This window comes from Janibacter sp. GXQ6167 (assembly GCF_041365945.1).
In the GTDB taxonomy this organism is placed as follows: domain Bacteria; phylum Actinomycetota; class Actinomycetes; order Actinomycetales; family Dermatophilaceae; genus JBGFSK01.
This window is the reverse complement of sequence record NZ_JBGFSK010000012.1, coordinates 19,282-45,175: the sequence shown is the minus strand read 5'-3', so window position 1 is coordinate 45,175 and position 25,894 is coordinate 19,282. Positions and strand designations below refer to the sequence as shown.

General features: G+C 69.1%; 28 protein-coding genes. 5 read left to right on the top strand and 23 right to left on the bottom strand.

Annotation, left to right across the window (positions count from 1 at the left end):
* Window positions 1-53: 53 nt before the first annotated feature.
* On the top strand, window positions 54-668 hold the full coding sequence (locus AB8K43_RS14580; RefSeq protein ID WP_370894942.1) for a murein hydrolase activator EnvC: 615 nt from the start codon (window positions 54-56) through the stop codon (window positions 666-668).
* 46 nt (window positions 669-714) lie between these two features.
* Here AB8K43_RS14580 and AB8K43_RS14575 read toward each other — a convergent pair whose 3' ends face one another.
* From AB8K43_RS14575 to AB8K43_RS14510, 14 genes are all read right to left on the bottom strand, one after another.
* Window positions 715-1,698 carry a tyrosine recombinase XerC gene (locus AB8K43_RS14575; protein ID WP_370894941.1) on the bottom strand — a complete coding sequence of 328 codons (984 nt, stop codon included), beginning with the start codon at window positions 1,696-1,698 and terminating at the stop codon, window positions 715-717.
* 82 nt (window positions 1,699-1,780) lie between these two features.
* Entirely contained in the window at window positions 1,781-2,938 is a 1,158-nt protein-coding gene (gene dprA, locus AB8K43_RS14570; protein ID WP_370894940.1) for a DNA-processing protein DprA, read from the bottom strand.
* Window positions 2,935-4,473 (bottom strand): YifB family Mg chelatase-like AAA ATPase, encoded by a 1,539-nt coding sequence (locus AB8K43_RS14565; protein ID WP_370894939.1) that lies wholly within the window; start codon window positions 4,471-4,473, stop codon window positions 2,935-2,937. Before AB8K43_RS14565 ends, dprA begins: the two co-directional genes overlap by 4 nt.
* Window positions 4,470-4,871, bottom strand: coding sequence for a YraN family protein (locus AB8K43_RS14560; protein ID WP_370894938.1), 402 nt, complete (start codon window positions 4,869-4,871; stop codon window positions 4,470-4,472). The genes AB8K43_RS14565 and AB8K43_RS14560 overlap by 4 nt, the downstream gene beginning before the upstream one ends.
* A gap of 107 nt (window positions 4,872-4,978) precedes the next feature.
* Window positions 4,979-5,302: a DUF2469 domain-containing protein gene (locus AB8K43_RS14555; protein WP_370894937.1), complete on the bottom strand. Its 324-nt coding sequence runs from the start codon at window positions 5,300-5,302 to the stop codon at window positions 4,979-4,981.
* On the bottom strand, window positions 5,299-6,039 hold the full coding sequence (locus AB8K43_RS14550; protein ID WP_370894936.1) for a ribonuclease HII: 741 nt from the start codon (window positions 6,037-6,039) through the stop codon (window positions 5,299-5,301). Before AB8K43_RS14550 ends, AB8K43_RS14555 begins: the two co-directional genes overlap by 4 nt.
* Complete coding sequence (gene lepB, locus AB8K43_RS14545; protein ID WP_370894935.1) at window positions 6,036-6,860, bottom strand: signal peptidase I; 825 nt, start codon at window positions 6,858-6,860, stop codon at window positions 6,036-6,038. Before lepB (AB8K43_RS14545) ends, AB8K43_RS14550 begins: the two co-directional genes overlap by 4 nt.
* 4 nt (window positions 6,861-6,864) lie before the next feature.
* Window positions 6,865-7,536, bottom strand: coding sequence for a signal peptidase I (lepB, locus tag AB8K43_RS14540; protein WP_370894934.1), 672 nt, complete (start codon window positions 7,534-7,536; stop codon window positions 6,865-6,867).
* A 39-nt stretch (window positions 7,537-7,575) separates the two neighbouring features.
* Window positions 7,576-7,932: a 50S ribosomal protein L19 gene (gene rplS / locus AB8K43_RS14535; RefSeq protein ID WP_370894933.1), complete on the bottom strand. Its 357-nt coding sequence runs from the start codon at window positions 7,930-7,932 to the stop codon at window positions 7,576-7,578.
* A 182-nt stretch (window positions 7,933-8,114) separates the two neighbouring features.
* Window positions 8,115-9,296: a tRNA (guanosine(37)-N1)-methyltransferase TrmD gene (trmD, locus tag AB8K43_RS14530; protein ID WP_370894932.1), complete on the bottom strand. Its 1,182-nt coding sequence runs from the start codon at window positions 9,294-9,296 to the stop codon at window positions 8,115-8,117.
* Window positions 9,297-9,306: 10 nt separating this feature from the next.
* Window positions 9,307-9,843 carry a ribosome maturation factor RimM gene (gene rimM, locus AB8K43_RS14525; protein ID WP_370894931.1) on the bottom strand — a complete coding sequence of 179 codons (537 nt, stop codon included), beginning with the start codon at window positions 9,841-9,843 and terminating at the stop codon, window positions 9,307-9,309.
* Between the two features lie 39 nt (window positions 9,844-9,882).
* Window positions 9,883-10,455, bottom strand: coding sequence for a hypothetical protein (locus tag AB8K43_RS14520; RefSeq protein ID WP_370894930.1), 573 nt, complete (start codon window positions 10,453-10,455; stop codon window positions 9,883-9,885).
* Complete coding sequence (locus AB8K43_RS14515) at window positions 10,452-10,775, bottom strand: hypothetical protein (protein ID WP_370894929.1); 324 nt, start codon at window positions 10,773-10,775, stop codon at window positions 10,452-10,454. The genes AB8K43_RS14520 and AB8K43_RS14515 overlap by 4 nt, the downstream gene beginning before the upstream one ends.
* Window positions 10,776-10,831: 56 nt before the next feature.
* Entirely contained in the window at window positions 10,832-11,038 is a 207-nt protein-coding gene (locus AB8K43_RS14510; protein ID WP_370894928.1) for a hypothetical protein, read from the bottom strand.
* Window positions 11,039-11,192: 154 nt separating this feature from the next.
* On the opposite strand from AB8K43_RS14510, the gene AB8K43_RS14505 reads away from it, so the two are divergent.
* The gene (locus tag AB8K43_RS14505) at window positions 11,193-12,197 is read left to right on the top strand and encodes a helix-turn-helix domain-containing protein (RefSeq protein WP_370894927.1); all 1,005 of its coding nucleotides are present in this window, start codon (window positions 11,193-11,195) and stop codon (window positions 12,195-12,197) included.
* Between the two features lie 145 nt (window positions 12,198-12,342).
* Window positions 12,343-13,791, top strand: a complete 1,449-nt coding sequence (locus AB8K43_RS14500) for an FG-GAP repeat domain-containing protein (protein WP_370894926.1) — start codon at window positions 12,343-12,345, stop codon at window positions 13,789-13,791.
* A gap of 243 nt (window positions 13,792-14,034) precedes the next feature.
* Here the strand turns inward: AB8K43_RS14500 and AB8K43_RS14495 are convergent, their stop codons facing one another.
* Together AB8K43_RS14495 and rpsP are read right to left on the bottom strand one after the other, a co-directional pair.
* Window positions 14,035-14,289: an RNA-binding protein gene (locus AB8K43_RS14495; RefSeq protein ID WP_370894924.1), complete on the bottom strand. Its 255-nt coding sequence runs from the start codon at window positions 14,287-14,289 to the stop codon at window positions 14,035-14,037.
* 3 nt (window positions 14,290-14,292) lie between these two features.
* A complete protein-coding gene (rpsP, locus tag AB8K43_RS14490; protein ID WP_370894923.1) occupies window positions 14,293-14,718 on the bottom strand; it encodes a 30S ribosomal protein S16 in 426 nt (141 codons plus the stop codon).
* 251 nt (window positions 14,719-14,969) lie between these two features.
* Here rpsP and AB8K43_RS14485 point away from each other — a divergent pair, with 251 nt between their 5' ends.
* Window positions 14,970-15,890, top strand: a complete 921-nt coding sequence (locus tag AB8K43_RS14485) for a sulfite exporter TauE/SafE family protein (RefSeq protein ID WP_370894922.1) — start codon at window positions 14,970-14,972, stop codon at window positions 15,888-15,890.
* A 28-nt stretch (window positions 15,891-15,918) separates the two neighbouring features.
* Here the strand turns inward: AB8K43_RS14485 and AB8K43_RS14480 are convergent, their stop codons facing one another.
* The 6 genes from AB8K43_RS14480 to AB8K43_RS14455 form a co-directional block, all read right to left on the bottom strand.
* A complete protein-coding gene (locus AB8K43_RS14480; RefSeq protein ID WP_370894921.1) occupies window positions 15,919-17,004 on the bottom strand; it encodes an amidohydrolase family protein in 1,086 nt (361 codons plus the stop codon).
* Between the two features lie 22 nt (window positions 17,005-17,026).
* On the bottom strand, window positions 17,027-17,827 hold the full coding sequence (locus tag AB8K43_RS14475; RefSeq protein WP_370894920.1) for an alpha/beta fold hydrolase: 801 nt from the start codon (window positions 17,825-17,827) through the stop codon (window positions 17,027-17,029).
* Complete coding sequence (gene ffh, locus AB8K43_RS14470; protein WP_370894919.1) at window positions 17,824-19,425, bottom strand: signal recognition particle protein; 1,602 nt, start codon at window positions 19,423-19,425, stop codon at window positions 17,824-17,826. Before ffh ends, AB8K43_RS14475 begins: the two co-directional genes overlap by 4 nt.
* Window positions 19,426-19,477: 52 nt before the next feature.
* A complete protein-coding gene (locus tag AB8K43_RS14465) occupies window positions 19,478-21,844 on the bottom strand; it encodes a [protein-PII] uridylyltransferase (RefSeq protein ID WP_370894918.1) in 2,367 nt (788 codons plus the stop codon).
* Between the two features lie 126 nt (window positions 21,845-21,970).
* Window positions 21,971-22,309 (bottom strand): P-II family nitrogen regulator, encoded by a 339-nt coding sequence (locus tag AB8K43_RS14460; RefSeq protein ID WP_370894916.1) that lies wholly within the window; start codon window positions 22,307-22,309, stop codon window positions 21,971-21,973.
* A complete protein-coding gene (locus tag AB8K43_RS14455; protein WP_370894914.1) occupies window positions 22,306-23,703 on the bottom strand; it encodes an ammonium transporter in 1,398 nt (465 codons plus the stop codon). Before AB8K43_RS14455 ends, AB8K43_RS14460 begins: the two co-directional genes overlap by 4 nt.
* Window positions 23,704-23,873: 170 nt before the next feature.
* Here AB8K43_RS14455 and AB8K43_RS14450 point away from each other — a divergent pair, with 170 nt between their 5' ends.
* Window positions 23,874-24,479 carry a hypothetical protein gene (locus AB8K43_RS14450; protein ID WP_370894913.1) on the top strand — a complete coding sequence of 202 codons (606 nt, stop codon included), beginning with the start codon at window positions 23,874-23,876 and terminating at the stop codon, window positions 24,477-24,479.
* Window positions 24,480-24,491: 12 nt separating this feature from the next.
* Here AB8K43_RS14450 and ftsY read toward each other — a convergent pair whose 3' ends face one another.
* Window positions 24,492-25,856 carry a signal recognition particle-docking protein FtsY gene (gene ftsY, locus AB8K43_RS14445; protein WP_370894912.1) on the bottom strand — a complete coding sequence of 455 codons (1,365 nt, stop codon included), beginning with the start codon at window positions 25,854-25,856 and terminating at the stop codon, window positions 24,492-24,494.
* Window positions 25,857-25,894: the final 38 nt, after the last annotated feature.

Here is a 25,894-nt window from a genome sequence, read left to right as displayed (position 1 = left end):
CCGGCAGAAGGGGCGATGAGTTCCACCGACCGCCTTATTGCCACGCTTCGTGGATGGAACTCACGAGCGTCCTCCCCGGCGCCGGGCTTGCCCTCGTCCTCGCGCTCGCCCCTGCGCCGATCGCCGCAACGGATCGCGATGCCTTTGCCCCCACCCACGGGGGCGAAGGGGGGCCCGCGCTGCTTGCTCCCTTCGCCAGGGGCGACGTCGACTCGGCCTTCGTTGCCCCCACCGGCGGGGGCGAAACGACACCGCGCGGACGGTGGGCGTGGCCCCTCACCCCCCGACCGCCGCTGGTCCGCCGGTTCGAGGCACCGGCATCGGTGTGGGGTGCCGGTCATCGCGGCCTCGATCTCGGCGCCCACGTGGGAGCCCCGGTCCGCGCCGTCGCCGACGGCACGGTGAGTCACGCGGGCGTGATCGCTGGACGAGGCACCGTGAGCGTGCGGCATGCGACCGGGATTCGCTCCACCTACGAGCCCCTCGACGTCAGCGTCGCCGTGGGCGAGCGCGTCCGGCCCGGCCAGGTCATCGGACGCCTCTCCGACGAGAAGGGGCATTGCCAACCCTCGGCGTGTCTGCATCTCGGCGCCAAGCGCGGCAACGAGTATCTGGACCCGCTGCCCTTCTTCGGATGGCGGGTGATCCTGCTCCCGGTCACGCGATGACGTCTTTGGTAGTTCGCTCCGGCCGCTAACCGAGCACCGCCGCGGCCTAAGCCCGGGGGTGTGCCTGCGCGTACGAGCGGCGGAGCCGTTCGACAGAGACGTGCGTATAGATCTGGGTCGTGGCGAGTGAGGAGTGGCCGAGGAGTTCCTGGACCATTCGCAGGTCGGCTCCCCCTTCGAGGAGATGGGTGGCCGCACTGTGGCGTAGTCCGTGCGGGCCGACATCGGGGGCATCGGGGACGTGCCGGAGCAACTCATGGACGACCGCGCGGACCTGACGGGGGTCAACCCTGCGCCCCCTTCGGCCGAGGAAGAGGGCCGGCCCGGAGTCCGCGGATGCAACCCGCGGACGTCCGTGGTCGAGCCACTCGACGAGCGCCTCGGCGGCCGGTTCACCGAAGGGGACCACGCGCTCCTTACGCCCCTTGCCCATCACCTTGACGACCCGGCGGTCGAGATCGAGGTCGTCACGGTCCAGCGCGCAGAGCTCGCCAACCCGGATACCGGTCGCGTAGAGGAGTTCGAGGATCGCACGGTTTCGTTGATGGATCGGATCGTCATCGTCGGCGGCAACCGCGGCGACGTCCAGAAGGTCGGCGGCGCCGCCTTGGGAGAGCACCTCTGGCAAACGCGAGCCGCGCTTGGGGGCAGCGAGTCGGGCCGACGGGTCGGTGGCGATCACTCCCGTCCGGGCCGCCCAGCCAAAGAACCCGCGCACCGAGGCGGCGCGCCTCGCGAGGCTCGCGCGAGCGGCGCCGGCCGCAGCCAGTGACCCGAGCCAGGCCCGAAGGTCGGCGAGCGTGATGTCGGTGAGCGCGGCGCCCTGCTCGGAGGCGCACCATTCCAGGCAGGTGCGGGCGTCCCGGATGTACGCCCGCACCGTGTGCTCGGAGCGATCTCTTTCGACGGCGAGGTGGGTCCGGTAGTCGCCCAGCACCCGCTCGGTGCTCTCGGGAAGGGCGGGACGATCACTCACCCGAACCAGCCTAGGTCGGTGAGGTCCGCGGGCCCGGAAGGCGCTCCGAGCCATCACCCCGCCTCGGCTGCGACGCGGAAAACGCCATCGGCCGCGGAAATAGCCGCGCCAGCGGGCGCTTTCCGGTACGGGAGGCTCAGCGGCGCATCAGCCGACGCCACGTCCCGTCGGGCTCACGTGCGGCCCATCCCTCCAACTCAAGGGAGACGAGCTCGGCGAGGACCTCATCGGGCGCGAGCGCCGTCGTGACTGCCACGGCCGCGACCGTCGTGCCGCGACGCACCAGCAACGCATCGTGGACCGCCCGCGCCGCCACACTCAGGTGGTCGACCGCGAGACGACGGTCCAGATCATCGGTCCCGGCCGCGTCCGCTCCGATGTCCCCAGCGAGGTCGATGACCTCGACAGCATCGGTGACCAGCACAGCGCGTTGCTCACGGATCCACTGATGGCAACCGGATGAGGCCATCGACGTGACCGGGCCCGAGACCGCTCCGACGGGGGCACCGATCCGCTCGGCATGACCGGCCGTGTTGAGCGCACCCGAACGCCGCGCCGCTTCGACCACGATCGTCGCCGCCGTGAAGGCGGCGATCAGGCGATTGCGGCTGAGGAACCGTTGCCGCATCGCGACCGACCCCGGGGGTAACTCCGAGACGATCCCTCCCGAGCGAGCCACCGCACCCACTAACTCCCGGTGTGCCATCGGGTAACACCGGTCGATGCCGCAGGGCAGGACCGCGATGGTCGCTCCATCGACCGCCAGCGCTCCTCGGTGCGCGGCCGCGTCGATCCCGTAGGCCGCTCCCGAAACGACGGTCCACCCACGGGATGTCAGATCGGCGGCAATCTCTTGGGCCACCGATTCCCCGTAGCCGGTGCTGGCCCGCGAGCCGACCAGTGCGACGCTGCGTGCGCTCACCTCATCGAGGCGCTGCTCGCCGCGGACCCACAGGGCGTGCGGCGGCTCCGGGAGACGGCCGATTTGGGCGGGCCACTCGGCGTCGCCGGGGATGATGATCCGCGCGCCGACCCGCATCGTGTTCGCGATATCCCGATCGACGTCGACCAGGCCGATCCGCTCACGCGGCCCGCGGACGGCCGTCAGTCGGCCGTCGATCAACCGGTGCCATGCCCCGACATAGCCATGGCTGCTCACGGCGGATTGCACCGCTGGGCTCGCCGGTTCGGCCACCCGTGACCAGGCGATTCGGGCCCGCCGCTCGTCGGCTTTGACCATGTCTCGCGCTCGGGCCATCACCGCCGCGCTCACCGAACCCGTCGAGGCCGTCATCGCTGCACGCCTTCGGCCGCGCGATACATCAGGCCGAGCGCGAGCTCGGCTCGTCCCGGAGTCGTCTTGCCGCGAAGGTCGGCCACCGTCCATGCCGTCCGCAGGGTTCGGTCGTAACCGCGCAGGGTGATCCGCCCCCGATCGAGCGCCCGGTCCAGATCGGCGGTCTCCTCGGGCGGCAGTCTCCACGGACTTCGCCGCAGCACCGACCCCGGGACCTGGCTGTTCAACTGCCAACCGGAGGGGCCCCAGCGCTCGGCTTGCACCGCCCGGGCTTGGGCGACGCGATCGGCCACCTCGGCGCTGCTCTCTCCCACCTCCCCGGTGAGGCCCGATCTCGTGAGCGGTGGGACCTCGATGCGGATATCGACCCGGTCGAGAAGGGGGCCGTGGAGCCGGGCGCCGTAGGCCATCCGTTCGGTCGCGCGGCAGCGGCAGGCGAGGCCCTTACCGAAGCCCATCCCACAGGGGCAGGGATTGGCCGCCAGGACGAGCTGAAACCGCGCCGGGTAGGTCACGCTGCGCCGAGCCCGGGCGATCACCACGCGCCCGGACTCCAGGGGTTGGCGCAGCGACTGCAGGACCGAGGTCGCGAACTCGGGAGCCTCATCCAAGAAAAGGACCCCACGGTGAGCCTGCGAGATCGAGCCCGGCAGGACCTGCCCCGATCCACCACCGACGAGCGCTGCCATCGTGGCGGTGTGGTGTGGGGCGACGAAGGGGGGCGTCTTGTCCAGGCCCTCCTTCGTGTCTACGGCGCCGAGCAAGGAGCGGACCGCGAGCGACTCCAGGGCCGCGGCATCGCTCAACCGGGGCAGCACGGTGACCAGGCGCTCGGCCAGCATGGTCTTGCCCGACCCCGGCGGCCCGCTCATCATCAGGTGATGCCCGCCCGCGGCCGCCACCTCCAGCGCCACCCGCGCCTCGTGCTGGCCGGCGACATCGGCGAGGTCGACACAGCGCCGCTGTCCGGGCGAACTGGCCTCGACGGGCGGTGCCTGCGGCAGGCTCGCCCCACGCGCGAGCGAGGTGTACGCATCGAAGAGGTCTTGCAGCGTCTCGTACGCGCTGACCCGGACCCCGTCGACAAGCCGCGCCTCCCCCACATTCGCAGTCGGCACGACGACGTGGCGAAATCCGTGCGCCGCCGCGGCCATCACGGCAGGCAAGATGCCGCGGACCGGGCGGATCCGCCCATCGAGCGCCAGCTCCCCCAGGTGGGTCACCCCCCGGCAGGCGTCTTGGGGAATCGTCCGCAGGCAGGCGAGGACGGCGATCGCGATCGCAACGTCATAGGACGTGCCGTGCTTCGCGATCGCAGCGGGCGACAGATTGATCATCACGCGCCGCTGATTGACCGATTGCTTGAGAACCACGAGCGAGGAACGGACGCGCTCGGCGCTTTGCCGCAGCGCAGTATCGGGAAGTCCCCCCACTGTGAAGGCGGGGAGCCCGTCGCCGATATGACACTCCACCTCCACGGGCGCGCCGGTGAGGCCCTCCAGCGCGACCGCCCGGGTACACCCGAAGCTCATCCCCCAACCCCCGCACGGTGATCGATCGCGTAGGTCCCGTCCGGATGCGCGAGCACCCCCACGACATCAAGTCGGATCCCGCTCCACCCGCCACCGGGGTGCTCGCGCAACCAGGCTCCGGCGAGACGACGCAGTCGGGCGAGCTTGCGCGGCGTCACCGCCTCAATCGGAGCTCCGAAGGCGGTGCCGCGCCGGGTCTTGACCTCGCAGATCACGAGGTCGGCGCCATCGCGCAGGACGAGGTCGATCTCGCCGATGGGCGCACAGCGCCAGTTCCGTGCGATCAGTTGCAACCCGCGGGCCGCGAGGTACCGCCAGGCGATCTCCTCACCGGTCGCGCCGAGCGCGATCCGATCGTCGCTGCCCTTCGGGTCCTGCTCGTCCGCCGTCGCCACCATGTGCACCACCTCCGGGACCAGGATTGGCCGGAGCGAAGGCGACCAGGCGCGCCCCCTTCACCCGGTGGATAGCGCAGCGCGGTTGTGACCCGCGGTGGACGAGACGGTCAGCGGGGGCGGAAGCCCTCCTTGGGCAGTTCGATATCGGATTTCGCGAGTTCTTCGACGTTGACGTCTTTAAACGTCACGACCTTGACGTTCTTAGCGAACCGAGCCGGGCGGTAGATATCCCACACCCAGGCGTCCTCCATGGTGACCTCGAAATACACCTCGCCGGAATCCTGCCGGGCCCGCACGTCCACCGAGTTCGCGAGGTAAAACCGGCGCTCGGTCTCGACGACGTGACTAAAGAGGTGGACGACATCGCGGTACTCCCGGTAGAGCGCAAGCTCCATCTCGGTCTCGTACTTCTCCAGGTCCTCGGCGCTCATCGCCCTGCTTCCTGATCGCTCACCGGTTCGGGAGTTCCCCGCACGTCCTGCTCATCATGCAACACCGGGGCATTCGCGACAGCACCCGGCAGCCGCCAGGACCGCCGGTGGTGCACGCTCGCCCCCTTCGCCGTTAGCGCAGCGAGGTGCTCGGCGGCTGCGTACCCCTTGTTGCCGGCCCAGCCGTACTCGGGGTGCTCCGGATCGAGGCGGACCATGATCGCGTCCCGCTCGACCTTGGCAAGCACGCTCGCCGCCGCGACCGAGGAGCAGCGCATGTCGGCCTTGATCACCGTGGTGACCGGCGGCACGGCCTCATCGACGAGTTCGGCGAAGAGGCCCACCTCGCCGGGGTCGGTCAGCCAGTCATGATGACCGTCCAGGATCACGAGGTCGGGCCGCACGCCGCAGGCCGCGAGCGCGCGACGCCCGGCGAGGCGAAGGGCGGCAATGATGCCCACCTCATCGATCTCGCTCGGCGAGGCATGCCCCACGGCGTAGGCGACGGCCCAGCGGTGGAGGCGCGGCACCATCGCGGTGCGCGCGGCAGCGGTCATCAGCTTGGAGTCACGCACCCCCATCGGAGCGGTCCGCACGCTGGGGTCGATGACACATACCCCAACGGACACCGGCCCGGCGAGAGCCCCCCGCCCCACCTCATCCATCCCGGCGATCACGAGATGACCGGCGCGTTGGAACTCTCGCTCGAGGCGAAGGCTCGGCCGTCGAGGAGTCACGATCCGGCGGATACCGGTGGGGTCGCGACCGATCGCGCGCTCGAGGCTCGCGGCACATGGGTAAAGACCGCGTCGTAGTCGGTGAGTCCGCCCATGCGGTTCATCGGCCAGACCACGGCCTTGGCCTTCCCCACGACGAGGTCGATCGGGACCGAACCATTGGTGCCGTTTTCGAGGGGCGCGTCGTGATAGCGCGAATCCGAGGAGTCGCCGCGGTTATCGCCCATCACCCACACCCGCCCTTCGGGCACCACGATCGCGAAGGGCTTCTCGCTCGGCTCCTGACCGGGCTTGACGTAGGCCTCGTCGATCGCGACGCCGTTGACGGTGAGGCGCCCGTTGGCATCGCAGCACTCGACCTTGTCGCCCGGCATCCCAATGATGCGCTTGATCAGGTGGCCCTCGGAGGTGTCGGGTAGCAGCCCCACGAAGACGAGGCCGTCACGAACCCCATTGAGGAAGGCTCCGCGGTTGACCGGCTCGGTCTCTTCGAGCCACTGACCGGGATCGGCGAACACGATCACGTCGCCTCGCTCGAGATCGAAGACCCGCGGCGTCAGCTTCGAGACGATCACGCGGTCCCCTTCCATCAAGGTGGCCTGCATCGACGGGCTCGGAATGAAGAAGGCCTGCACGAGGAAGGTCTTCACCACGAAGGACAGGGTGAGTGCCATCGCGATGACGATGATGATCTCGCGGACGCCGGCCGCGACGGAGGCGCCGAAACTACGCTCCGGCGTCGGGTTCACGGTTTCGCGCTCGGCCGCACGATCGGAAAGCGATTCCGAGCGGGCGGAATCGGCGTCAGGGGTGCGCGCCATGGCTTTACAAGCCTCCCAGGTCGGTAAGCGGCCAGTAACGCCAGGAGACGTGGCCGATGACGTCATCGAGCGGGATCATCCCGCCGCCTGGAGCGCCGAGGTGGGCGCGGGAGTCTGAGGAGTGAGCGCGGTTATCACCGAGGACGAAGAGCCGCCCGGTCGGCACCGCGAGGTCGAAGGGGGAATCGCAGGCCGCGGTCCCCTCCGGCAGGTACGGCTCGGCGACCGCCTTCCCGTCAACGACGAGGCCCCCTTCGGGTGTGCACGAAACGCGGTCCCCACCAACCGCGACCACGCGCTTGAGGTAGTCCTGTTCGCCCAGGTCGATCCCGACAGCGCCCGATAGCCCAGAAAGGACCCGGCCGATCAGGCCATCGGACTCGTGCGGATCGCGGCTCGCGGGCGCGAAGGTCCGCGTGCCGTCGAAGACAATCACGTCACCGCGATCCACCGAGTCGGCACCGAGCTTGGTCACCACGACGCGATCACCGGGACGCACTGTCGGCGCCATCGAGTCGCTCGGGACGAAGAAGGTCTGGGCCACGAAGGCCTGCAGCAGCATCGCCAAGACGACCGCGAGCGCGATCAGCCCGAGGACGCGTCGTCCGCTCATCCCCCATGACCGACGCGAGACGACCCCCTCATCGGGGGTCGTCTCGTGCTGATCGGGCGTCACCTGCGTCAGATTAAACGCTGCTGCTGGGAGGTGCCTGCGTCAGTTCGCCGGCGTCTCACGGCGCTCGCGGATGCGAGCGGCCTTGCCGCGCAGGTTGCGCAGGTAGTACAGCTTGGCGCGACGGACGTCACCGCGGGTGGCGACCTCGATCTTGTCGATGTTCGGCGAGTGGAGCGGGAAGGTCCGCTCGACGCCAACACCGAAGGAGATCTTGCGGACGGTGAAGGTCTCACCGATGCCGCCGCCGTGGCGACGGATCACGACGCCCTGGAAGACCTGGATACGAGAGCGCGAGCCCTCGATGACCTTGACGTGGACCTTGACCGTGTCCCCGGCGCGGAAGTCGGGAAGGTCGGACTTCATCGAGGCAGAGTCGAGCTCATCGAAACGCTGCATGGCAGATTCGCTTTCTTGCCGGCGCCACAGGTCGCCCGCGAGTATTCGTGATCGTCTGTACTGATCGCGCCCGTCCGCCGCATGCAGATCGGCTACGTGGCCGTGCACTCCCCCTGTGGCGGGGGCGAAAAGGAATAAGGCGCGACGTCACAGTCTGCCAGAGGCGAGCACTCCGGGCGAAATCAGCGCCGCCGCTTGGTGAGGACGACGAGTTGAGGATGGCTCCCGCGCCCCCGGATCCGGTAGCCAGCTTTTTTGTAGAGACGAAGGGCGCGCGCGTTGCCTTCCCAGGTGTCCAGGGTGAAGGTCGTCACGCTTGCCGGCGCCCAGGTCTCGGCGAGCGCGAGGAGCTCGGCGGCGATCCCCGTGCCCTGAAGGTCGGGCGCCACCATGATGCGACCGGTCTCCCAGACCGTGTCATCGCCCGGCAGCAGCCGGCCACGGACGGAGGCGACCATGCGCCCGTCGATCCGAGCGACGAGGGTCCGCCAGGCGGTGAGGCTGGCGGCGACCTCTTCGGGGCCGTCGACAAGGGGAGGGATCGTCTCCCCCGCCGCGTAGCCCTCCGGCAACCAGCACGCTCGGGTGAGGACGACCAGTTCGGCCACATCCCCCGCGGTGGCGTCGTTGAGCGTGAGATCGCCAAGCGCCTGGGCCGCCTGTGCCGCGTGCAGCAAATCGGGTCGACGGGCGGCGGTGCGAGTAAGCCGTTGCTGGTGGCGCCATTCGGCGATCGCCGCGTGGTTCCCGCCGAGCAGGACCTCCGGCACCGGGCGCCCGTCCCAGGTCGAGGGCTTGGTGTAGATCGGGTACTCGAGTAGGCCCCCTTCGTGGGACTCCTCGACGAGTGACTCGGCGTTCCCGACGACCCCCGGTAGGAGCCGCACGATCGCCTCGGTCATGGCCAGCGCCGCGACCTCGCCGCCGTTTAAGACATAGTCGCCGAGGGAAAGGACGCGCACCTCCATGCGCTCGGCCGCCCACTCGTAAACCCGTTCGTCGATCCCCTCATACCGCCCGCACGCGAACGCGAGCCAGGGAGCCTCCGCGAGTTCGCGTGCGGTCGCCTGGTCGAAGGGCTGACCACCCGGCCCGGGGACGATCAGGATCGGTGCCGCACCACTGGCCTCATCGGCCGAATCGACAAGGGCAGTCAGGGCTTCGCTCCACGGCTGAGCCTTCATGACCATGCCCGCGCCGCCACCGAAGGGGGTGTCGTCAACCGTGCGGTGGCGATCGTGGGTGAAGTCGCGCAGGTCGTGGATCCGCAGGTCCACGAGGCCTTCGCGGCGAGCCTTGCCAATGAGCGAAAGATCTAGGGGCGCAAGGTAATCGGGGAAGATCGAGATCACGTCGAGGCGCATCGACACGCCTTTACTGCCCGAGATCGAGCAGACCGGGAGGCGCGTCGATCACCACGTGCCCCTGCTCGACGTCGACCGTCGGCACCAGTTGCTCGACGAGCGGGACCAAGGCCTCCCGCCCACTCGCGAGGCGCACGACGAGCCGGTCCTGGGCCGGGCCGAGTTCGAGCGCAACGATCTCGCCCAGGTGCTCCCCATCCGGGCTCTGCGCAGCAAGGCCCACGAGGTCCTCTTCGTACCAGGCGTCACCTTCGCCCCCTTCGGACTCCTCGGGAGCAAGCAGCCGCGTGCCCCGCAGGCCCTCGGCGCCGGTGCGGTCGGGGATGCCCTCGAAGCCCAGCAACCAGATCCCCCGGTGCACCCGCACGCTCGCGAGGGTGAGTTCGCGCGGCACGCCGGATCCGGCCTCGGCGCGCGTCGGGAAGGTGGCGCCGACGACGAATCGCCCCTCGGGGTCGTCGGTGTGGACCTGGACCGTCACCTCCCCGCGCAAGGCGTGCGGCTTGCCAATTCGGGCGACGACGTGGCCGGGCGCGCTGGAGGTCATGGGCCTAACCGTATGCCACGGGGCAGATCGGCCAGCCGGTCAGAAGGGGGAAGCGGCGCCGGGTGGCAGGATCAGCAGGCCGGTGATCTGGTCATCGGCATCGAAGGCGACCCGGCCCGACCACTGCCCGGCCTCGCACACCACCGTGGTCGCTCCGATGGCGCTGCCCACCACATCGTCTTCGTCGGCCAAGACGGCCCCATCAGAGGTTTCGACCCGAGTCGCTTCGCAACGCTCGAACTCCCCGGTGGCGGCTACGACATCGGCCCAGGTCCGCGCGATGAGTTCGGCGGTCAGGGTCGCGGCGGCGTCCTCACGGATCAGCGGCCGCAGAGAAGCGTCGTCGCCGGCGGCGATCAGCTGGAAGACCCGCTCGGTGATCGCGACCAGGGCCTCGGCGGTACGGCGCGTCATGGCTTCGCCCGAGCGGGGATCGCGGGGGCGGCCAAACCGTTTAAAGGCCGCCTGGCGCGATGTGCCGAGAGCCGCACCGATCGCGGCCCACGACTCCCCGGCGTCGCGGGCCTCATCCACGGCCTGCTGCAGCGCGGCGCGAGCGGCCTCGAGGGAGCGAGCGGCGGCTTGGACCGCCGCGAGGCTCTCACCGCTCACTCCTTCTTGGCGACGGCGACCGAGCCGCCACCGACGACCGCGCCGGCGATGATCGCCCCCACGGGCCAGAAGGTAATCACGTCGGTCATCGAGACGAGGATCGCCCCGAGCGCCACGGTGATCACCGCCGCGACGAGATAGGCGCGAGCATCGACCCCGCGCTCACCCTCCGGGCGCGCGTAGTTCGCGAAGAAGAGGATGACCCACAAGACAAGCGCGAGGAGTGCGCCCACCAAGAAGGCGGTACCACCTCCACTGATCACCCCCACGGCGATCGTCATGAGGGCGGCAATCCCGAGCGTCCAGGCGATGTTGGGCATAACCCCAGCGCGGCCCCCTTCGCCGGCGAATGTCAACCAAAGGTTTACACCTGAGGTCAGGCCGACGCCGACGCGTGGCGGACGCACCGCTTCGCGTGCTTCGTGCAGTGCGCCTTGCGCGGCTTGTACACATCGGGCCACACGTGGTCCCCGGTCGCGACGGTGGCGCCTGACGTCGGCGCCGAGGGGACGGCCATGACGGCAACTCCCATCCCGGAAGCCAGAGCGAAGGCGGTGATCACGGTGGCGGCGGTGCGGCCCATTCTTTTCATGGTCTGTTCCATCTATGAGGTCCGGTGTCGCGTTTTACCGAAGGCGACTGAATCGATCATTGCCCCATTCCTAGGGGCATTCGAAGAGGTCTTCCTGGCATACTGTGGAAAGTCCGTTTTAGGCCAGGGGTGTGGGGATTACGGGGTGTTCGATCGGTTCGGTCTATCCGCCGGGCACGAGCGTGTGTACCGGCATCTGCTCCTCGTCCCCGAAGCACGAATTGAAGAGTTAGCGGCCGCGAGCGGGGCGGACGTGCCCGAGGTTCGCCAATCGCTGGCCGACCTGGACGAGGCCGGGGTGGTCGGGCAACGAGCGACGACGCCGACCGGCCACTACTCCCTCCCACCAGAACAAGCCTTCGAGGTCTTGATCGCGCGCGAGGAGGCGCGGTTGGAAGCCCAACGGGCCGCTCTCTACGCCGCTCGCGATGAACTCCCCGAACTCGTCAATGACTATGTGACGCAACGTCGCAGCGGCGTCGGATCTGACGTCGAATACCTCATCGACTCGCCCTTGGTCCGCTCGCGGATCTACCAACTCTCGGCAGCAGCGACGCACAGCGTGTGGTCTACCCACCCCGGAGCGGCGGTCTCGGAGGCCGCGGTGCGCGCTGCGCTCCCCCTCGAGCGCAGCGCCGCAGAGCGCGGCCTCGACCAGCGGATGATCGTCTCGCTTGAGTCGCTAGGACCGGCGCACTGGGACGACTACCTCTCGACGCTGCTCACGCTCGGGCACTCGGTGCGGCTTCTGCCGGCCATCCCGCAGCTGTGTCTCATCTTCGATCGTGAGCACGCATTGATCCCCGCCCGCGGAGCAGACGGATCGACCGGCGCCTATGTCTTGCACGGCGATTCGCTGGTCGCCCCGATCCTCGCCCTCTTCGAAGAACTCTGGAGCACGGCGACCCCCTTCGGGACCACGAATACACCCGGGGACGGGGTCTTTACCGAGGCCCGCATGCGTCAGGTGGCGACCCTTCTGGCGAAGGGGTTGAAGGATGAGTCGGTCGCTCGGAAGCTGGGGATTTCGGTCAGGACAGTGCGGCGGATTATCTCGGCCCTCGCCGACGAGCTGAACGCCGAGAGCCGTTTCCAGGCCGGGTACCTCGCCTCCAGCACCGGGTGGGTCGATCTCACCCGCGGCTCCTAGTGGACACTGCGCGGTAGGCGTCGGCCACTCGCTGCCAGGCCAGTAGTACCCACGATTTTCTCTTTTGCTGGCAACTGCTCGCTCCGCAGAGTGCGGTTATCCGAACTTTGGATTCGGGCCGTAGCCGTCAGCAAGGAGCAGCGCCATGCAGATCCGACGCTCAGTGTCTTTCGCCCTCGCCGCCGCCGGCGTCCTCGTCACCGCCTCGATCGCGACCGCCCCTCAGGCCAGCGCCGACGAGATCTCGGTCAGGTACTGCGGACAATCAGGGACCAATCTCGCGACCGTCACCGGCGAACAGGCGATCACGCGGGCCCAGTCGTGGCTTCCCCCAGTCGTCGCCCGGCGGGTCAACTACAACCAGAGCTTGTGCTGGCGCAACCAATACGGCCGGTACCGCGAGGACTGCTCGGGGTACGTGTCGATGGCCTGGGGGCTTCCGAGTTCCTTGGTGGCACACAATCTCGACCCTCGATTTGCCGACACCGCGTACCTGCGCAGCCAGCTCCAACAGGTCCCCCCGACCGCGCTGCGTCCGGGCGACGCGCTCAACTTCAATGTGAGTTCACCCTGGGAGAAAAGCCACATTGTCCTGTTCGGCGGTTGGGCCCCCAACGACGCCGGTCAACACCGGTATTTCGTGTACTACTCGGAGTCCAACCCACGCGTCGGCACAGTCAAGGGCACGGGCGATCTGCAGTCGTCGTACTGGCGGAAGTACATCGGTGTCCGTTACAAGAAGATGACCTGGAGCGCTCCGCAGCCGAGTGTTCCGGCGATGAGCGCAGCATTGATCTCGGGATACGGCGACTTCACCGGTGACGGCAAGTCCGACATCGTCGGCTACAACCCCACCCGCAGCGGCGGGGCCATCACCGTCTACCCCGGCACCGGCACCGGATCCACCACCACCGCCTCCACCTGGGGCGGCGGCTGGTCCCAGTTCAACGCCCTCCTCCGCGCCGACTACAACCGCGACGGCAAACAAGACCTCATCGCCCGCAGCAAAACCGACGGCACCTTGAAGTTCTACAAAGGCACCAACGCCATCCCCAACGCCGCCGTCACCATCCCCAACACCAGCGGCTGGAACCAATTCACCCAACTCGCCGCCCCCGGCGACCTCACCGGCGACGGCCAACCCGACATCCTCGGCGCCACCCCCGGCGGAGACCTATACCTCTACACCGTGACCTCCACCCCCGGCGCAACCCCCACCATCACCGGCAAAGCCCGCATCGCCGCCGGCTGGAACCGCTTCAAAGAAATCGTCACCACCGGCGACCTCACCCGCGACGGCAAACCCGATGTCCTCGCCATCGACCGAAACACCGGCGACCTCCTCCTCTACGCCGGAACCGGCCAATCCACCCTCGCCTACACAACCACCATCGCCACCGGCTGGCACGGCTTCAACAACGTCACCGGACTCGCCGACTTCAACAAGGACGGCTACCCCGACCTCGCCGCCGTCACCAACGACGCCAGCCACACCCTGCGCATCTACAACGGGCAAAACAACACCAACCAACCCATCAGCCCCACCTACCGCACCTACGGCGCCGGCTGGAACCAATACACCGGCCTGCTCTGATGGCCGCCCAGCCCAGCCACCGGGTGGAGCCGGTCAGCGATGAAGCGAAGGCGGCCAGTGCCACAGCGCTCAGCATCATCGCCGGCGCGTCCTTCGAGGCACACGCCAAGGGACCCCCGCTAAGCCCGGAGGAGACGCACCCTTCCACTAGCGACAACCATCACGGCGCCGAATGAGGTGGCCAAAAAGGGAAGGGCCCTACGCCAGTCGGCGTAGGGCCCTTCCCTTGTTACTGCGTGGTGCTTAGCGAACGCGATCGGTGTCGACGATGTCGATCCGGACGTTCTCGCCCCCGGAGAGGGCGCCCATCACGGTGCGCAGCGCGCTCGCCGTACGGCCCGAACGGCCGATCACACGGCCGAGGTCATCCGGGTGGACGCGCACCTCGAGGATGCTGCCGCGGCGCAGATTCTTGTGCCGCACCACGACATCGTCCTTGTGCTCGACAATGCCGCCGACCAGGTGCTCTAGCGCTTCCTCTAGGGCCTCGTCGGGCATGGTTTAGGCCTGGTCCTCGGCGGGGGCCTCGTCGGCCGGAGTCTCGGCGGGGGTCTCCTCGGCCTGCTTCTTCGGCGCCTTCTTCTTGGCGGTCACGGCCTCGGCGTCGGCGCCCTCCTTGCCGGAGGCGGCGAGCGCGGCTTCGTAGAGCTCACGCTTGCTCGGCTTGGCGTCCTTGACCTTGAGGTTGCCGCTCTCGAGGATCTCGAGCAGTCGGGCCACGGCCTCGGTCGGCTGGGCACCGTTGGAGATCCAGTACTTGGCGCGCTCCATGTCGATGTCGATCACCGAGGGCTCCTCGGTGGGGTGGTACTTGCCGATCTCTTCGATCGCGCGACCATCGCGCTTGGTGCGCGAGTCCATCACGACGACGCGGTAGAACGGTGCACGGATCTTGCCCATGCGCTTGAGACGAATCTTGACGGCCACGGCCGGTCACTCCTTGTTGGTGGTGAGCAGGGCAAGACCGCGCGAGAATCACGCGGGGAGCCACAACACTCGGGTGTAGGCGTCCAGCCAGGCACGGGTTTCCCTGGCCTGGGCGGGTACAGCCGTCCATCATGCCAGAGCCCATGCTCCGAGCCCGAATCGGCGCGGATCGAACCGCGGTGAACCAACCGCCCGTTTCATAACGTGGCGTTACTTGACTCATAACGCAACGTAATGGTTTGGTTCTCGCCATGCGCAAGCTCGTTCTCCTCGCCCTCGTCGGATTCGCCGCCCAGCTCGTCGACGGCAGCCTCGGCATGGCCTACGGAGTCACCACCACCACCCTGCTCCTTCTCATCGGGACCAACCCGGCGCTCGCGTCGGCCACCGTCCACCTCGCTGAAATCGGCACCACCTTGGCCAGCGGCGCGGCGCACTGGCGCTTCGGCAACGTCGACTGGGGCGTGGTCGTCAAGATCGGTCTGCCCGGCGCCGTCGGCGCCTTCATCGGCGCGACCTTCCTCGCGAACCTCGACACCAGCACGGCCAAGCCGGTGATGGCGATCGTCCTGCTCGCCCTCGGCGTTTACATCCTCACCCGCTTCACCTTCACGGGGCTGCGCCGTGACCGGCTCGGTCAGCCGCTCCGCAAGCGTTTCCTCGCACCGCTTGGCCTCTTTGCCGGCTTCATCGATGCGACGGGCGGCGGCGGCTGGGGTCCGGTCGGGACCCCCGCGATCCTCTCGTCGGGCCGGCTGGAGCCGCGCAAGGTGATCGGCTCGATCGACACCAGCGAGTTCCTCGTCTCGGTCTCCGCGAGCGTCGGCTTCCTCATCGCGCTCTCCAGCCAGGGAATCAACTTCGCCTGGGTCCTCGCCCTTCTCGCCGGTGGGCTCGTCGCTGCCCCGATCGCGGCCTGGCTGGTGCGCCTCGTCCCCGCCCGGGTCCTCGGTGCCGCGGTCGGCGGGATCATCTTGCTCACCAACTCACGCACCCTCATGAGCAGCGACTGGCTCGAGGTTGCCGGCGGCACGCGCTGGATCGTCTACGCCCTCATCGTCACCGTGTGGGTCGCCGCCATCAGCATCGCGGTGCGCGGCCACCGCGCGGAGGTCGCTGCCGATGCCCAGGTCGACGCCTCCGAAGGGGAGCTGGCCGGCAAGTCAGTCTGAGCCAGCCCCCCGGTAGGTCGGGACAGGGTCAAGCGACGACCCGGCCGCGCAGCACGATGTGACGGGGGCGGGCGACGACCGCGAGGTCATCGCGCGGGTCGGCGTCGAGCACGACGAAGTCCGCTTCGCTCCCTTCCTCCAAGCCTGGTCGGCCCAGCCACTCTCGGGCCGACCAGGTCGCGGCTGCGAGCGCCTCACGGGTCGTCAGGCCCGCGCGGTGCAGCAGCTGAATCTCCTCCCCCACGAGGCCGTGAGGAAGGGAGCCGCCGGCGTCGGTCCCGACATAGATCGGGACCCCGGCCTCGTGGGCCGCGGCGATCGTTTCGAAGCGACGCGCGTGGAGGTCGAGCATGTGGTCGTGATAGCGCGGGAACTTCTCCTGCGCGGGCGCCGCGATCTGCGGGAAGGTCTCGATATTGACCAGCGTCGGGACGATCGCGATCCCCTGCCGGGCGAAGGCGTCGACCGTCTCGGGGACCAGGCCGGTCGCGTGCTCGATGCAGTCGGTCCCGGCCTCGGCGAAGTCGGCCAGGGACTGCTCTCCGAAACAGTGGGCGGTCACGCGTGCGCCCTCTTCGTGCGCCGCCGCGATCGCTTCGGTGAGTTCCTTGACCGGCCAGCACGGCGTGAGGTCACCGGCTTCTCGGTCGATCCAGTCGCCGACGAGCTTGACCCAGCCGTCCCCGGCGCGGGCTTCGGCGCGCACCCGTGAGACGAGTTGATCGGGCTCGATCTCATGGGCGAAGTTGCGGATATACCGCTTGGTCCGGGCGATGTGACGCCCGGCGCGGATGATCTTCGGCAGGTCGTCGCGCTCGTCGATCCAGCGGGTGTCGGCGGGCGATCCGGCATCGCGGATCAGCAGAGTTCCCGCGGCCCGGTCGGTGAGGGCCTGCTCCTCGGACGTCTGCGCGTCGACCGCCCCGTGTCGGTCCAGCCCGACGTGGCAGTGCGCGTCGACGTACCCCGGCAGCACCCACCCCGAAACGTGCTCGACGTCGTGGTCGCCGGTTGGCCGGTCGAAGGTCACCCGCCCTCCGACGACCCACAACTCGTCGACCACCTCATCGGGTCCGAGGAGTACCTGACCTGTGACATGCAGCACGTGGCCCATGCCGCGAGCCTAGCGAGCCACCTCAGATCGCGGCGAGGAAGGCTTTAACGGAGGCGACGAAGACCTCCGGCGCATCGGTGTGCACCCAGTGGCCGGCCCCCTTCACGCTCACCGTGCGGGTGGCCGGGAAAAGCGCCCGCATCGCCGGGACCACCTTCGGCTGGACATAGACCGAGTCCGCGCCGTTCAGCCACAGCACGGGGCCGTCGTAGGTCGCGCCCGGATCGGCGATGTCGTCCGGCCAGTCGCCGAGAGCGGCGAGATTGGCCTCCAGCAGATCGAGATTGGCCTGCCACGCCCATGGGGTCTCGCGACCGCGGCGCAGGTTTTGGAGTGCGAACGCGCGCGTGCCGCCGTTCGGGATCGCGGCGGTCAGTCGGGCGTCGGCGTCATCGCGCGAGCTGATCTCATCGAGATCCAGTCCGCGCAAAGCTCGGATGATCGTCGTGAAGTCCCGCTCGACGGAGCCATAAGAGAAGGGGGCAATGTCGACGACGACGAGGCCGCGCACCAGGTCGGGGTGGCGCAGCGCGAGGATCATCGCGACCTTGCCGCCCATCGAGTGCCCGAGCACGACCCACGGCTCGCCCGGCGCGAGCTCGCGCAACTTGTGGGCCACGGTGTCGGCCATCGCGACATAGGAGAAGTCCTCGGTCCAGGGCGAGCGGCCGTGGTTGGGCAGGTCCACCAGAGTCGCTTGGATGCCGGGGTCGGCGACGAGGTCCTTAGCGATCTCGGTCCAGTTCCGGCCCTGGCCGAGCACGCCATGGAGGAAGGCGACCCGAGGGCCGGACTCCCCGATCGTGCGGGTCGTGAGGCTCACTTGCCGAGGAACTTTTCGAAGCCCTTCGGCAACTGGCTCGGGTCAAAATCGGCGGCATCCGGCGTCGCACCAGCGCCGAAGGCGCCACCCGCCGGTCCGCGCCCAGCGGCCCGCTCGCGCATTTCCTTTTCCTGCTGCGCGCGCTTGGCCGGGTTCCCGGACTTGCCCTTCTTCTTGACCTGCTTGCCCTGGCGTTTGCGTCCGGCGCCGCCACCCATCCCGGGAATCCCCGGCATGCCAGGCATGCCGCCGCCCTTCGCGAGTTGCTTCATCATCTTCTGGGCCTCGCCGAAGCGCTCCAGCAGTTGGTTCACCTCGGTGACCTGGACCCCGGAGCCGCGAGCGATCCGGGCGCGGCGCGAGCCGTTGATCTGCTTGGGGTGGTTGCGCTCGAAGGGGGTCATCGAGCGCACCATCGCCTCGACCCGGTCGAACTCGCGCTCATCGAAGTTGTCGATCTGAGCGGCCATCTGACCCATGCCGGGCATCATCTTGAGCATCGACTTCAGCGAGCCCATCTTCTTGATGGCGCCCATCTGCTGCAGGAAGTCATCGAAGGTGAAGTCCTCGGCGGCGAGGAACTTGCGCTGCATCTCCTCGGCCTGGCCCCGCTCGAAGGCGCGCTCGGCCTGCTCGATGAGCGTCATGATGTCGCCCATGTCGAGGATCCGGCTCGCCATGCGGTCCGGGTGGAAGACCTCGATGTCCTTGGTCTGCTCGCCGATCGAGGCGAACATGATCGGGCGCCCGGTGGTCCGCGCGACCGACAGGGCCGCACCACCGCGGGCGTCACCGTCGAGCTTGGAGAGCACGACACCGGTGAAGTCGACGCCATCGGCGAAGGCACGAGCGGTCTCGACCGCGGCCTGACCGATCATCGCGTCGATGACGAAGAGGACCTCGTCGGGAGTGATCGCCGAGCGGATGTCGGCGGCCTGCTGCATCAGGTCCGCGTCGACGGCGAGTCGGCCCGCGGTGTCGATGATCACGACATCGTGCTGGTCGCGGCGCGCGACCTCGACGCCGGCGCGAGAGACCGCGACCGGGTCCCCGAAGGACCTCGTCCCCTGCCCGTCCGCGCCGACCGCGTCGTGGCCACCGGTGTTCCCACGCTCCGGCGCAAAAACCGGCACCCCGGCTCGCTCGCCGGTCACCTCCAACTGGGTAACGGCATTGGGCCGCTGCAGGTCGGCGGCGACGAGAAGGGGGGTGTGCCCCTTGTCCTTCAGCCACGCGCCAAGCTTGCCCGCGAAGGTCGTCTTACCCGATCCCTGCAGACCGGCGAGCATGATCACCGTCGGCGGGTTCTTCGCGAAGGAGATCGTCCGGGTGTTGCCGCCGAGGATCTCGACGAGCTCGTCGTTGACGATCTTGATGACCTGCTGGGCGGGGTTCAGCGCCTGGCTGACCTCCGCGCCGAGCGCCCGCTCGCGGACCGCGCTCGTGAATTCCTTCACGACCGGCAGGGCGACGTCGGCGTCGAGCAGCGCCATGCGGATGTCCCGGATCGTCTTGTTGACGTCGGACTCGCTGAGGCGGCCCTTGCCGCGCAGGTTCTTAAAGGTCGCGGTCAGGCGATCGGAGAGGCTGTTGAACACCCGCCCAAGGGTACCGGCGCGGGCGACGTGCTCCCCCTTCGGCCGTCAGGACCTAAGGGTGCGGCTCCCCGTCGCAGGCGTCGATCAGGGTCGATAGGGCCTGGGCGACCTTGGCTGGCGAGAGCATCTTCCCGCCGACCTCGGTCACATAGAAGGTGTCGAGGGTCTGCCCCGCGTGGGTCGAGATATGCGCCGAGCGCACCGAGACCCCAAGGCGCGCGAAGGCGATCCCGAGGTCGTGGAGCAGGCCCGGGCGGTCCTGGGTGCGGACCTCCAGGACGCTCGCCTCGGTCCCCGAACCCGGGACCACGAAGGCGCGCGAGGCTCCCGCCAGGGAGGGCACGCCCGCGCGCTGTCGACGGCGGCGCTCCAGCGAACCCAACGCGCTGCGGTCCCCGGTCGCGAGGCGCCGCAGCCCCGAGACGATCCGCGCCGGCTCGGGGGCGTCACCACCGGGCGATTCGACCAACCACTCATCGACCGCGACCCCGTCAACCGTCGCGAGGCGGGCACGCCGGACGGTGAGTCCGTAGGCCGCGAGCAGCCCGGCGGTATCGGCGAAGAGGCCGATCCGGTCCTCATCGTGCACGGTCACCGACCAGCCTCCGGTCGCCGCGGCCACCGTGACGAAGGGGGATCCGCTCGCCACTTCGGCCAGCGCCTCCGGATCCAACTGCGGATCGCTCGGCGGCGGCAGCGCCGGTGCGGTGCCCCCGAGAATCTCGCGAATCCCACTGCTCAGGGTGTCGAGCAGGGCGGCGCGCCACTCGGTCCAGGCCTTGGGGCCAGCAGCCTTGGCGTCGGCGATCGTGAGGGCACGGAGCAGCTCGAAGGTCTCCAGGTCGCGGCCGACCGTGTCGATGATGTGCTGGAGGGTGGCGGGGTCGGCGAGATCACGGCGAGTCGCGGTCTCCATCAGCGTGAGGTGCTCGCGGACCAGGAGGACCACCTGCTCGCGGTCCGCGTCGTCATACCCGACCCGGCGGAGCAGGACGTCGGAGATCTTCGCCCCCGTCTCGCTGTGGTCGTGCGCACCCGACACCTTCCCGATGTCGTGGAGCAGAGCCGCGACGAGGAGCAGGTCCGGTCGGGCCACCTCGCGGGAGAGTCCCACCGCGCCGAGGACCACCTCGAGGAGATGCCGGTCGACGGTGTGACGGTGGATCGCGCTGCGTTGGGGGCGGCTGCGCACGGCCGCCCACTCGGGGAGCCACCGCTCGATGATCCCGACCTGGTCGAGGCCCTCCCAGACGGCCAGCAACCCGGGGCCGCTCGCGAGGAGGTCGGCGAAGAGGGTCCGTGCGGCCTCCGGCCACGGGGTCGGCAGGTCGGGTGAGAGAGCAAGGTTGTTGAGAGTCTGCGGAGAGAGTGGCAGCCGCGAGCGCGCGGCGACCACAGCAGCCCGCAGGGGCAGCATCGCGTCCTGCCCGACCTGCTGGGTCGAGCCGAGGACCGCCTCGCCGTCGTGAGCGAAAAGGCCGTAGCCGAGCGGGCTGAGCTGCGGGCGCCGGGGGCCGACCCGCAAGGTGCGAGCGCGCTGGGACTGGCTCGCGCGGCGCACGGTCGAGTCCAGCGCCCAGGCGATGGTCCGAGAGGCGGTCGAGACCTGGGTCAGGAGGTCATCGGAGTCGGTGTGGCCGAGCAGCGCGGCCACGGCATCGTGGTCATCACGAAGGAGGCGGTCTCGCCCCCTTCCCGTCACGACATGGAGAGCATCGCGAACATCGAGCAGGGTGCTTGCGGCCTGCTCCACCCTGCCGTGCGGGCGATCGGTCAGCCAGGCCTCGGTGAGGGCCGCGAGGACCGTGACATCGCGCAGGCCACCATGGGCCTCCTTGAGGTTTGGCTCGACGTCCTGGCTCAACTCCCCATGCCGGTGGTGGCGGGCACTGAGGCCCTCCAACAGGATCGGGAGGCGTTTGCGAGCGCCGGCCCTCCAGTCGTGCGACACCGACGAGCGAATCCCGGCGACGAGATCCCGGTCCCCCGCGATCAGCGAGAGATCGAGCAGCCCCATGGCGGCGGCGAGGTCATCGGCCGCGACTCTGCGGCACTCCCCCGCGGTCCGCACGCTGTGATCCAGCTTCAATCCGGCGTCCCACACCGGGTACCAGATCCGGTCGGCCATCGCGGCGACCTGCTCAGCCGAGGTCGTGCGGCCGTCATGGAGCAAGACCAGGTCGAGATCGCTCAAGGGCCCAGAGTCCGCGCGTCCGAGGCTTCCCACCGCCGCCAGCGCCACCCCCGAGCGACGACCGACCGCGTCGGCGAAGAGCTCGGCCAGCCACTCCTCGGTCACCGCGCGGATCGCGGCGCGCCGGGCTTCGCCCGCACCCGGCCGGGTGAACTCGCGGGTCCCCGCGACATCCAAGCGCTGGGCTCGCAGGTCCCGGTGGGTTTCGGTGCTGCTGGCGCTCATCGATGGTCCTTCCTCATGACGGCGAGAGCGGGGTTCGTGGTCGGGCCGGGACGAAGGGTGATGTGCTCCCCCTTCGTCCCGGCCAGGCCGACCGGTCCGAGCGATGTCGAGACGGTTCTTTTTTCTTTACAGGGCGTCGACGCCGCGCTCGCCGGTGCGGACGCGCACGACCTCTTCGACCGGAGTCACCCAGACCTTCCCGTCCCCGATTCGGCCGGTGCGAGAGGTCGAGACGATCACGTCGACGACTGAGGAGGCGTCGCTGTCCTCGACGAGGACCTCGAGGCGGATCTTCGGGACGAAGTCGACGTTGTACTCCGCGCCGCGGTAGACCTCGCTGTGTCCGCGCTGGCGTCCGTACCCGCTGGACTCCGAGACGGTCATCCCGGTGATCCCGAAGGTCTCCAGGGCTTCCTTGGCCTCATCCAGTTGGTGGGGCTTGATGATCGCGGTCACGAGCTTCATGCGTTGGCTCCTTCGGGGGTAGAGGTCTCGTCGTGGTGACGAGCGTCGTGCAGCGCTCCGGTGCTGGTGACGCCCATCCGGCCGCCGCGAGAGACGAGATCGTAGGCGGACTCGGCGTGCTCAGCGGAGTCGATGCCCACAGTCTCCTCGTCGTCGGTGATCCTCCAGCCGAGGGTGTACTTCAGGGCGAACCCGATGACCGCGGTGACGACCCCGGAGACGAGGACTGCGACCAGGGCGATCACCGTCTGGACGACGAGGAGCCGGACGCCGCCGCCGTAGAAGAGGCCGCCATCGGTCGCGAGCAGACCGATCGCGATGGTGCCCCAGAGGCCGGCGGCGAGGTGCACGCCGACGACGTCGAGGGAGTCATCGAAGCCGAAGCGGAACTTCAGGCCGACCGCGAGAGCCGCGATGGCACCGGCGAAGGCGCCGAGGACGATCGAGCCGAAGGGAGAGAGGGCGGCACAGGCCGGGGTGATCGCGACCAGGCCAGCGACGACACCGGAGGCGGCACCGATGGAGGTCGCGTGGCCGTCGCGGATCTTCTCCACGAGCAACCAGCCGAGGATCGCGGCACAGGTCGCGGCGGTGGTGTTGACCCAGACGAGGCCAGCGGTCTCATCGGCCGCGAGCTCCGAGCCGGCGTTGAAGCCAAACCAGCCGAACCACAGCAGCCCGGCACCGAGCATGACGAGGGGGACGTTGTGGGGGCGCATCGCGGTCTTGCCGAAGCCGAGGCGCTTGCCGACGATCAGGGCGAGCACGAGGCCCGCGACACCGGCGTTGATGTGCACGACCGTGCCACCGGCGAAGTCGACCGGCGCGACCGCCGCGACCATCTCGCCGGCATCCTCAACAGTCCCGAAGAGCTTCGCGGCGAGGCCATCCGCGGAGTGCGAGAGCAGGCCGCCGCCCCAGACCATGTGGGCCATCGGGAAGTACGCCAGCGTGACCCAGAGACCGGAGAAGACCAGCCAGGTGCCGAACTTCACGCGGTCGGCGATGGCGCCGGAGATCAAGGCGACGGTGATGATCGCGAAGGTCAACTGGAACCCGGCGAAGACGATCGTCGGCAGCCCGCCGTCGGCGGTCCCGAGGACACCGTCGAGGCCGAAGTTGTCGGCCGGGCTCGCGATGATCCCGCCGAGGTCGCTCGACCCGAAGGACATCGAGTACCCGTAGAGGACATAGATGACGCCGATGACGCCCATGGCGCCGAAGGACATCATCATCATGTTCAGGACGGACTTGGCGCGCGTCATCCCTCCGTAGAAGAGGGCCAGCGCCGGCGTCATCAAAAGCACCAAGGAGGAGCAGATGATGACGAACGCGGTGGCCGCCGCGTCGATCTCTGGTGGGTCGGCCGCTAGGGGCATCAGTGCTGTGCTCATGGAGGAAAACCTTGCGCTGCAGGTGTTTCCGTCGTTTACGTGCAGGTGTTTCGTCGGTGTTACAGCGCGGTGCACCGCGTTAGCGGTACGTAACGTCGGGGGGCTCGTCCCGCCTGGTGAGACGGCGCGGGTACTCGCGCCCGGGGTTGCCGCCGTGCTGTCATGGCCATATGAGTTCGTATCCGCCGCCCCCGTCCGATCCGCCGGAGGACGACGCGACGCGGCCGTTTGAGCCTCACGCCACCCAGCCCCTCGACCCGCACGGAATGGAGGGCGTCGACCCCGATGCCACCCGGCGGATGGAGGGTGCCGACTCCGACGCCACCCGGCGGATGGAGCCCGCCCCGAGCGAGCCACCGGTCGGGTACGGCGATGAGCAGGTCATGGCGCCGCCTCCAGGTGGCCCGCCGCCGGAGAAGAAGCTCTCTCCGGCCGTGCTCGCGCTCGTGGCGTTGTTGGCCTTGGTGATTCTCGCCGGCGGTTTCCTGCTCTTCCGCGCGGTCTCCGGCCCGGCAACGCCGACGGAGTCCACGACCACGACGACCACCACCCAGACATCCGAGCCGACGACGACCTCGGAGCCCAGCCTGCCGACCACGACGCCGACGACCCGCGGGACCGAGACGGGCCCGGAGACTCCGACCGCGACGCCGCCGGGGACCAATCCCCAGACGCCGCCGGAGCCGACGGGCGAGCCCACGCAGGAGCCCACGACGACGCAGACGCCGCCGGAGCCCACGCAGACCCCGGACCCGCCGACGACCGACGGCGGTTAGCCCGAAGGGGGCTTAGTCGATGATCGCGTCGACGAAGGCCTCCGGCACGAAGGGGGCGAGGTCGTCCGGCCCCTCCCCGAGCCCGACAAGCTTCACCGGGACGCCAAGGGCACGCTGCACCGCGACGACGATGCCGCCCTTCGCGGTGCCGTCGAGTTTGGTGAGGACGACTCCGGTCACATCGACCGCCTCGGCGAAGACCTTCGCCTGCTGCATCCCGTTTTGCCCGGTCGTCGCGTCCAGCACGAGCAGGACCTCATCAATCGGGGACTGCTTTTCGATGACGCGCTTGACCTTGCCGAGTTCGTCCATCAGGCCGACCTTGTTGTGCAGGCGCCCGGCGGTGTCGATGATCACGCAGTCCACCTCGGACTCGAAGCCGGCCTTGACCGCATCGAAGGCGACGGCGGCGGGGTCGGCGCCCTCCTTGGCGGACCGGACAACGGGGACACCGACGCGCGAGCCCCAGGTTTCGAGCTGATCGGCAGCGGCAGCGCGGAAGGTGTCAGCGGCACCGAGGAGGACATCGCGGTCGTTGGCGACGAGCACGCGGGCGAGCTTGCCGACCGTGGTCGTCTTCCCCGTGCCATTGACGCCGACGACGAGGATGCACGCGGGGCGATCCCCGACGCGGCTCGCGGCGAGACCGCGGTCCATCGTCGGGTCGACGAGGGTCAGCAGATCCTGGTGGAGCCAATCCCGCGCCACCTCTGGATCGGTGGTGCCATCGACCGCGACGCGGGCGCGGAGGTTCTCGACCAGCTCGGTCGTCGGTTCGACGCCGAGGTCGGCCTGCAGCAGGGTGTCCTCGACGTCCTCCCAGTCCTCTTCGTCGAGGGAGCCGGCGGAAAGCAGAGCGAGCAGGCGTTGACCGAGCGCGGAGTTCGAGCGCGCCAGGCGGGCCCGCAGCGAGCGCATCCGGTCCTGGGTCGGGGCCGGGGTGTCGAGTTCGGGGAGGATCTCCTCGGCCTCGACGACCTCGGGGGCGATCTCCTCTTCGAGCTCGGGAATGCGCTCGTAGACATCCGGGGCCGGCTGGCTCTCATCAGCGGGAGCGGGCGGGACGGGCTCGAAGTCCTGCGCGGGCAGGGTTTCCGGAGCCGGAGCCTCGGCGACCTCGGGCGCCGGGGCCGGAGCGGAGACTGGTGGCGCCGGCTCCTCCTCGTGCCGTTCGGCCGGCGCCGCCTTATCGCTGGGGCGGTCGATGACGAAGGTGCCCTGGCGGTGGTCCGCTTTCTCCTTCGGCCGAGTCTGCGGGGGCAGCTCCTTGGTCGAGCCGCCACGGCCGCGAAGAAGTCCAACGGCACCAGCAATGGCGGCGATCAGGATGCCGACAGCGATCAGGGCATAGAGCAGGATGTCGTCCACACCCGCCATCCTCGCTCAGCCGGGCGATCCCGACCAACCCCGCCGCG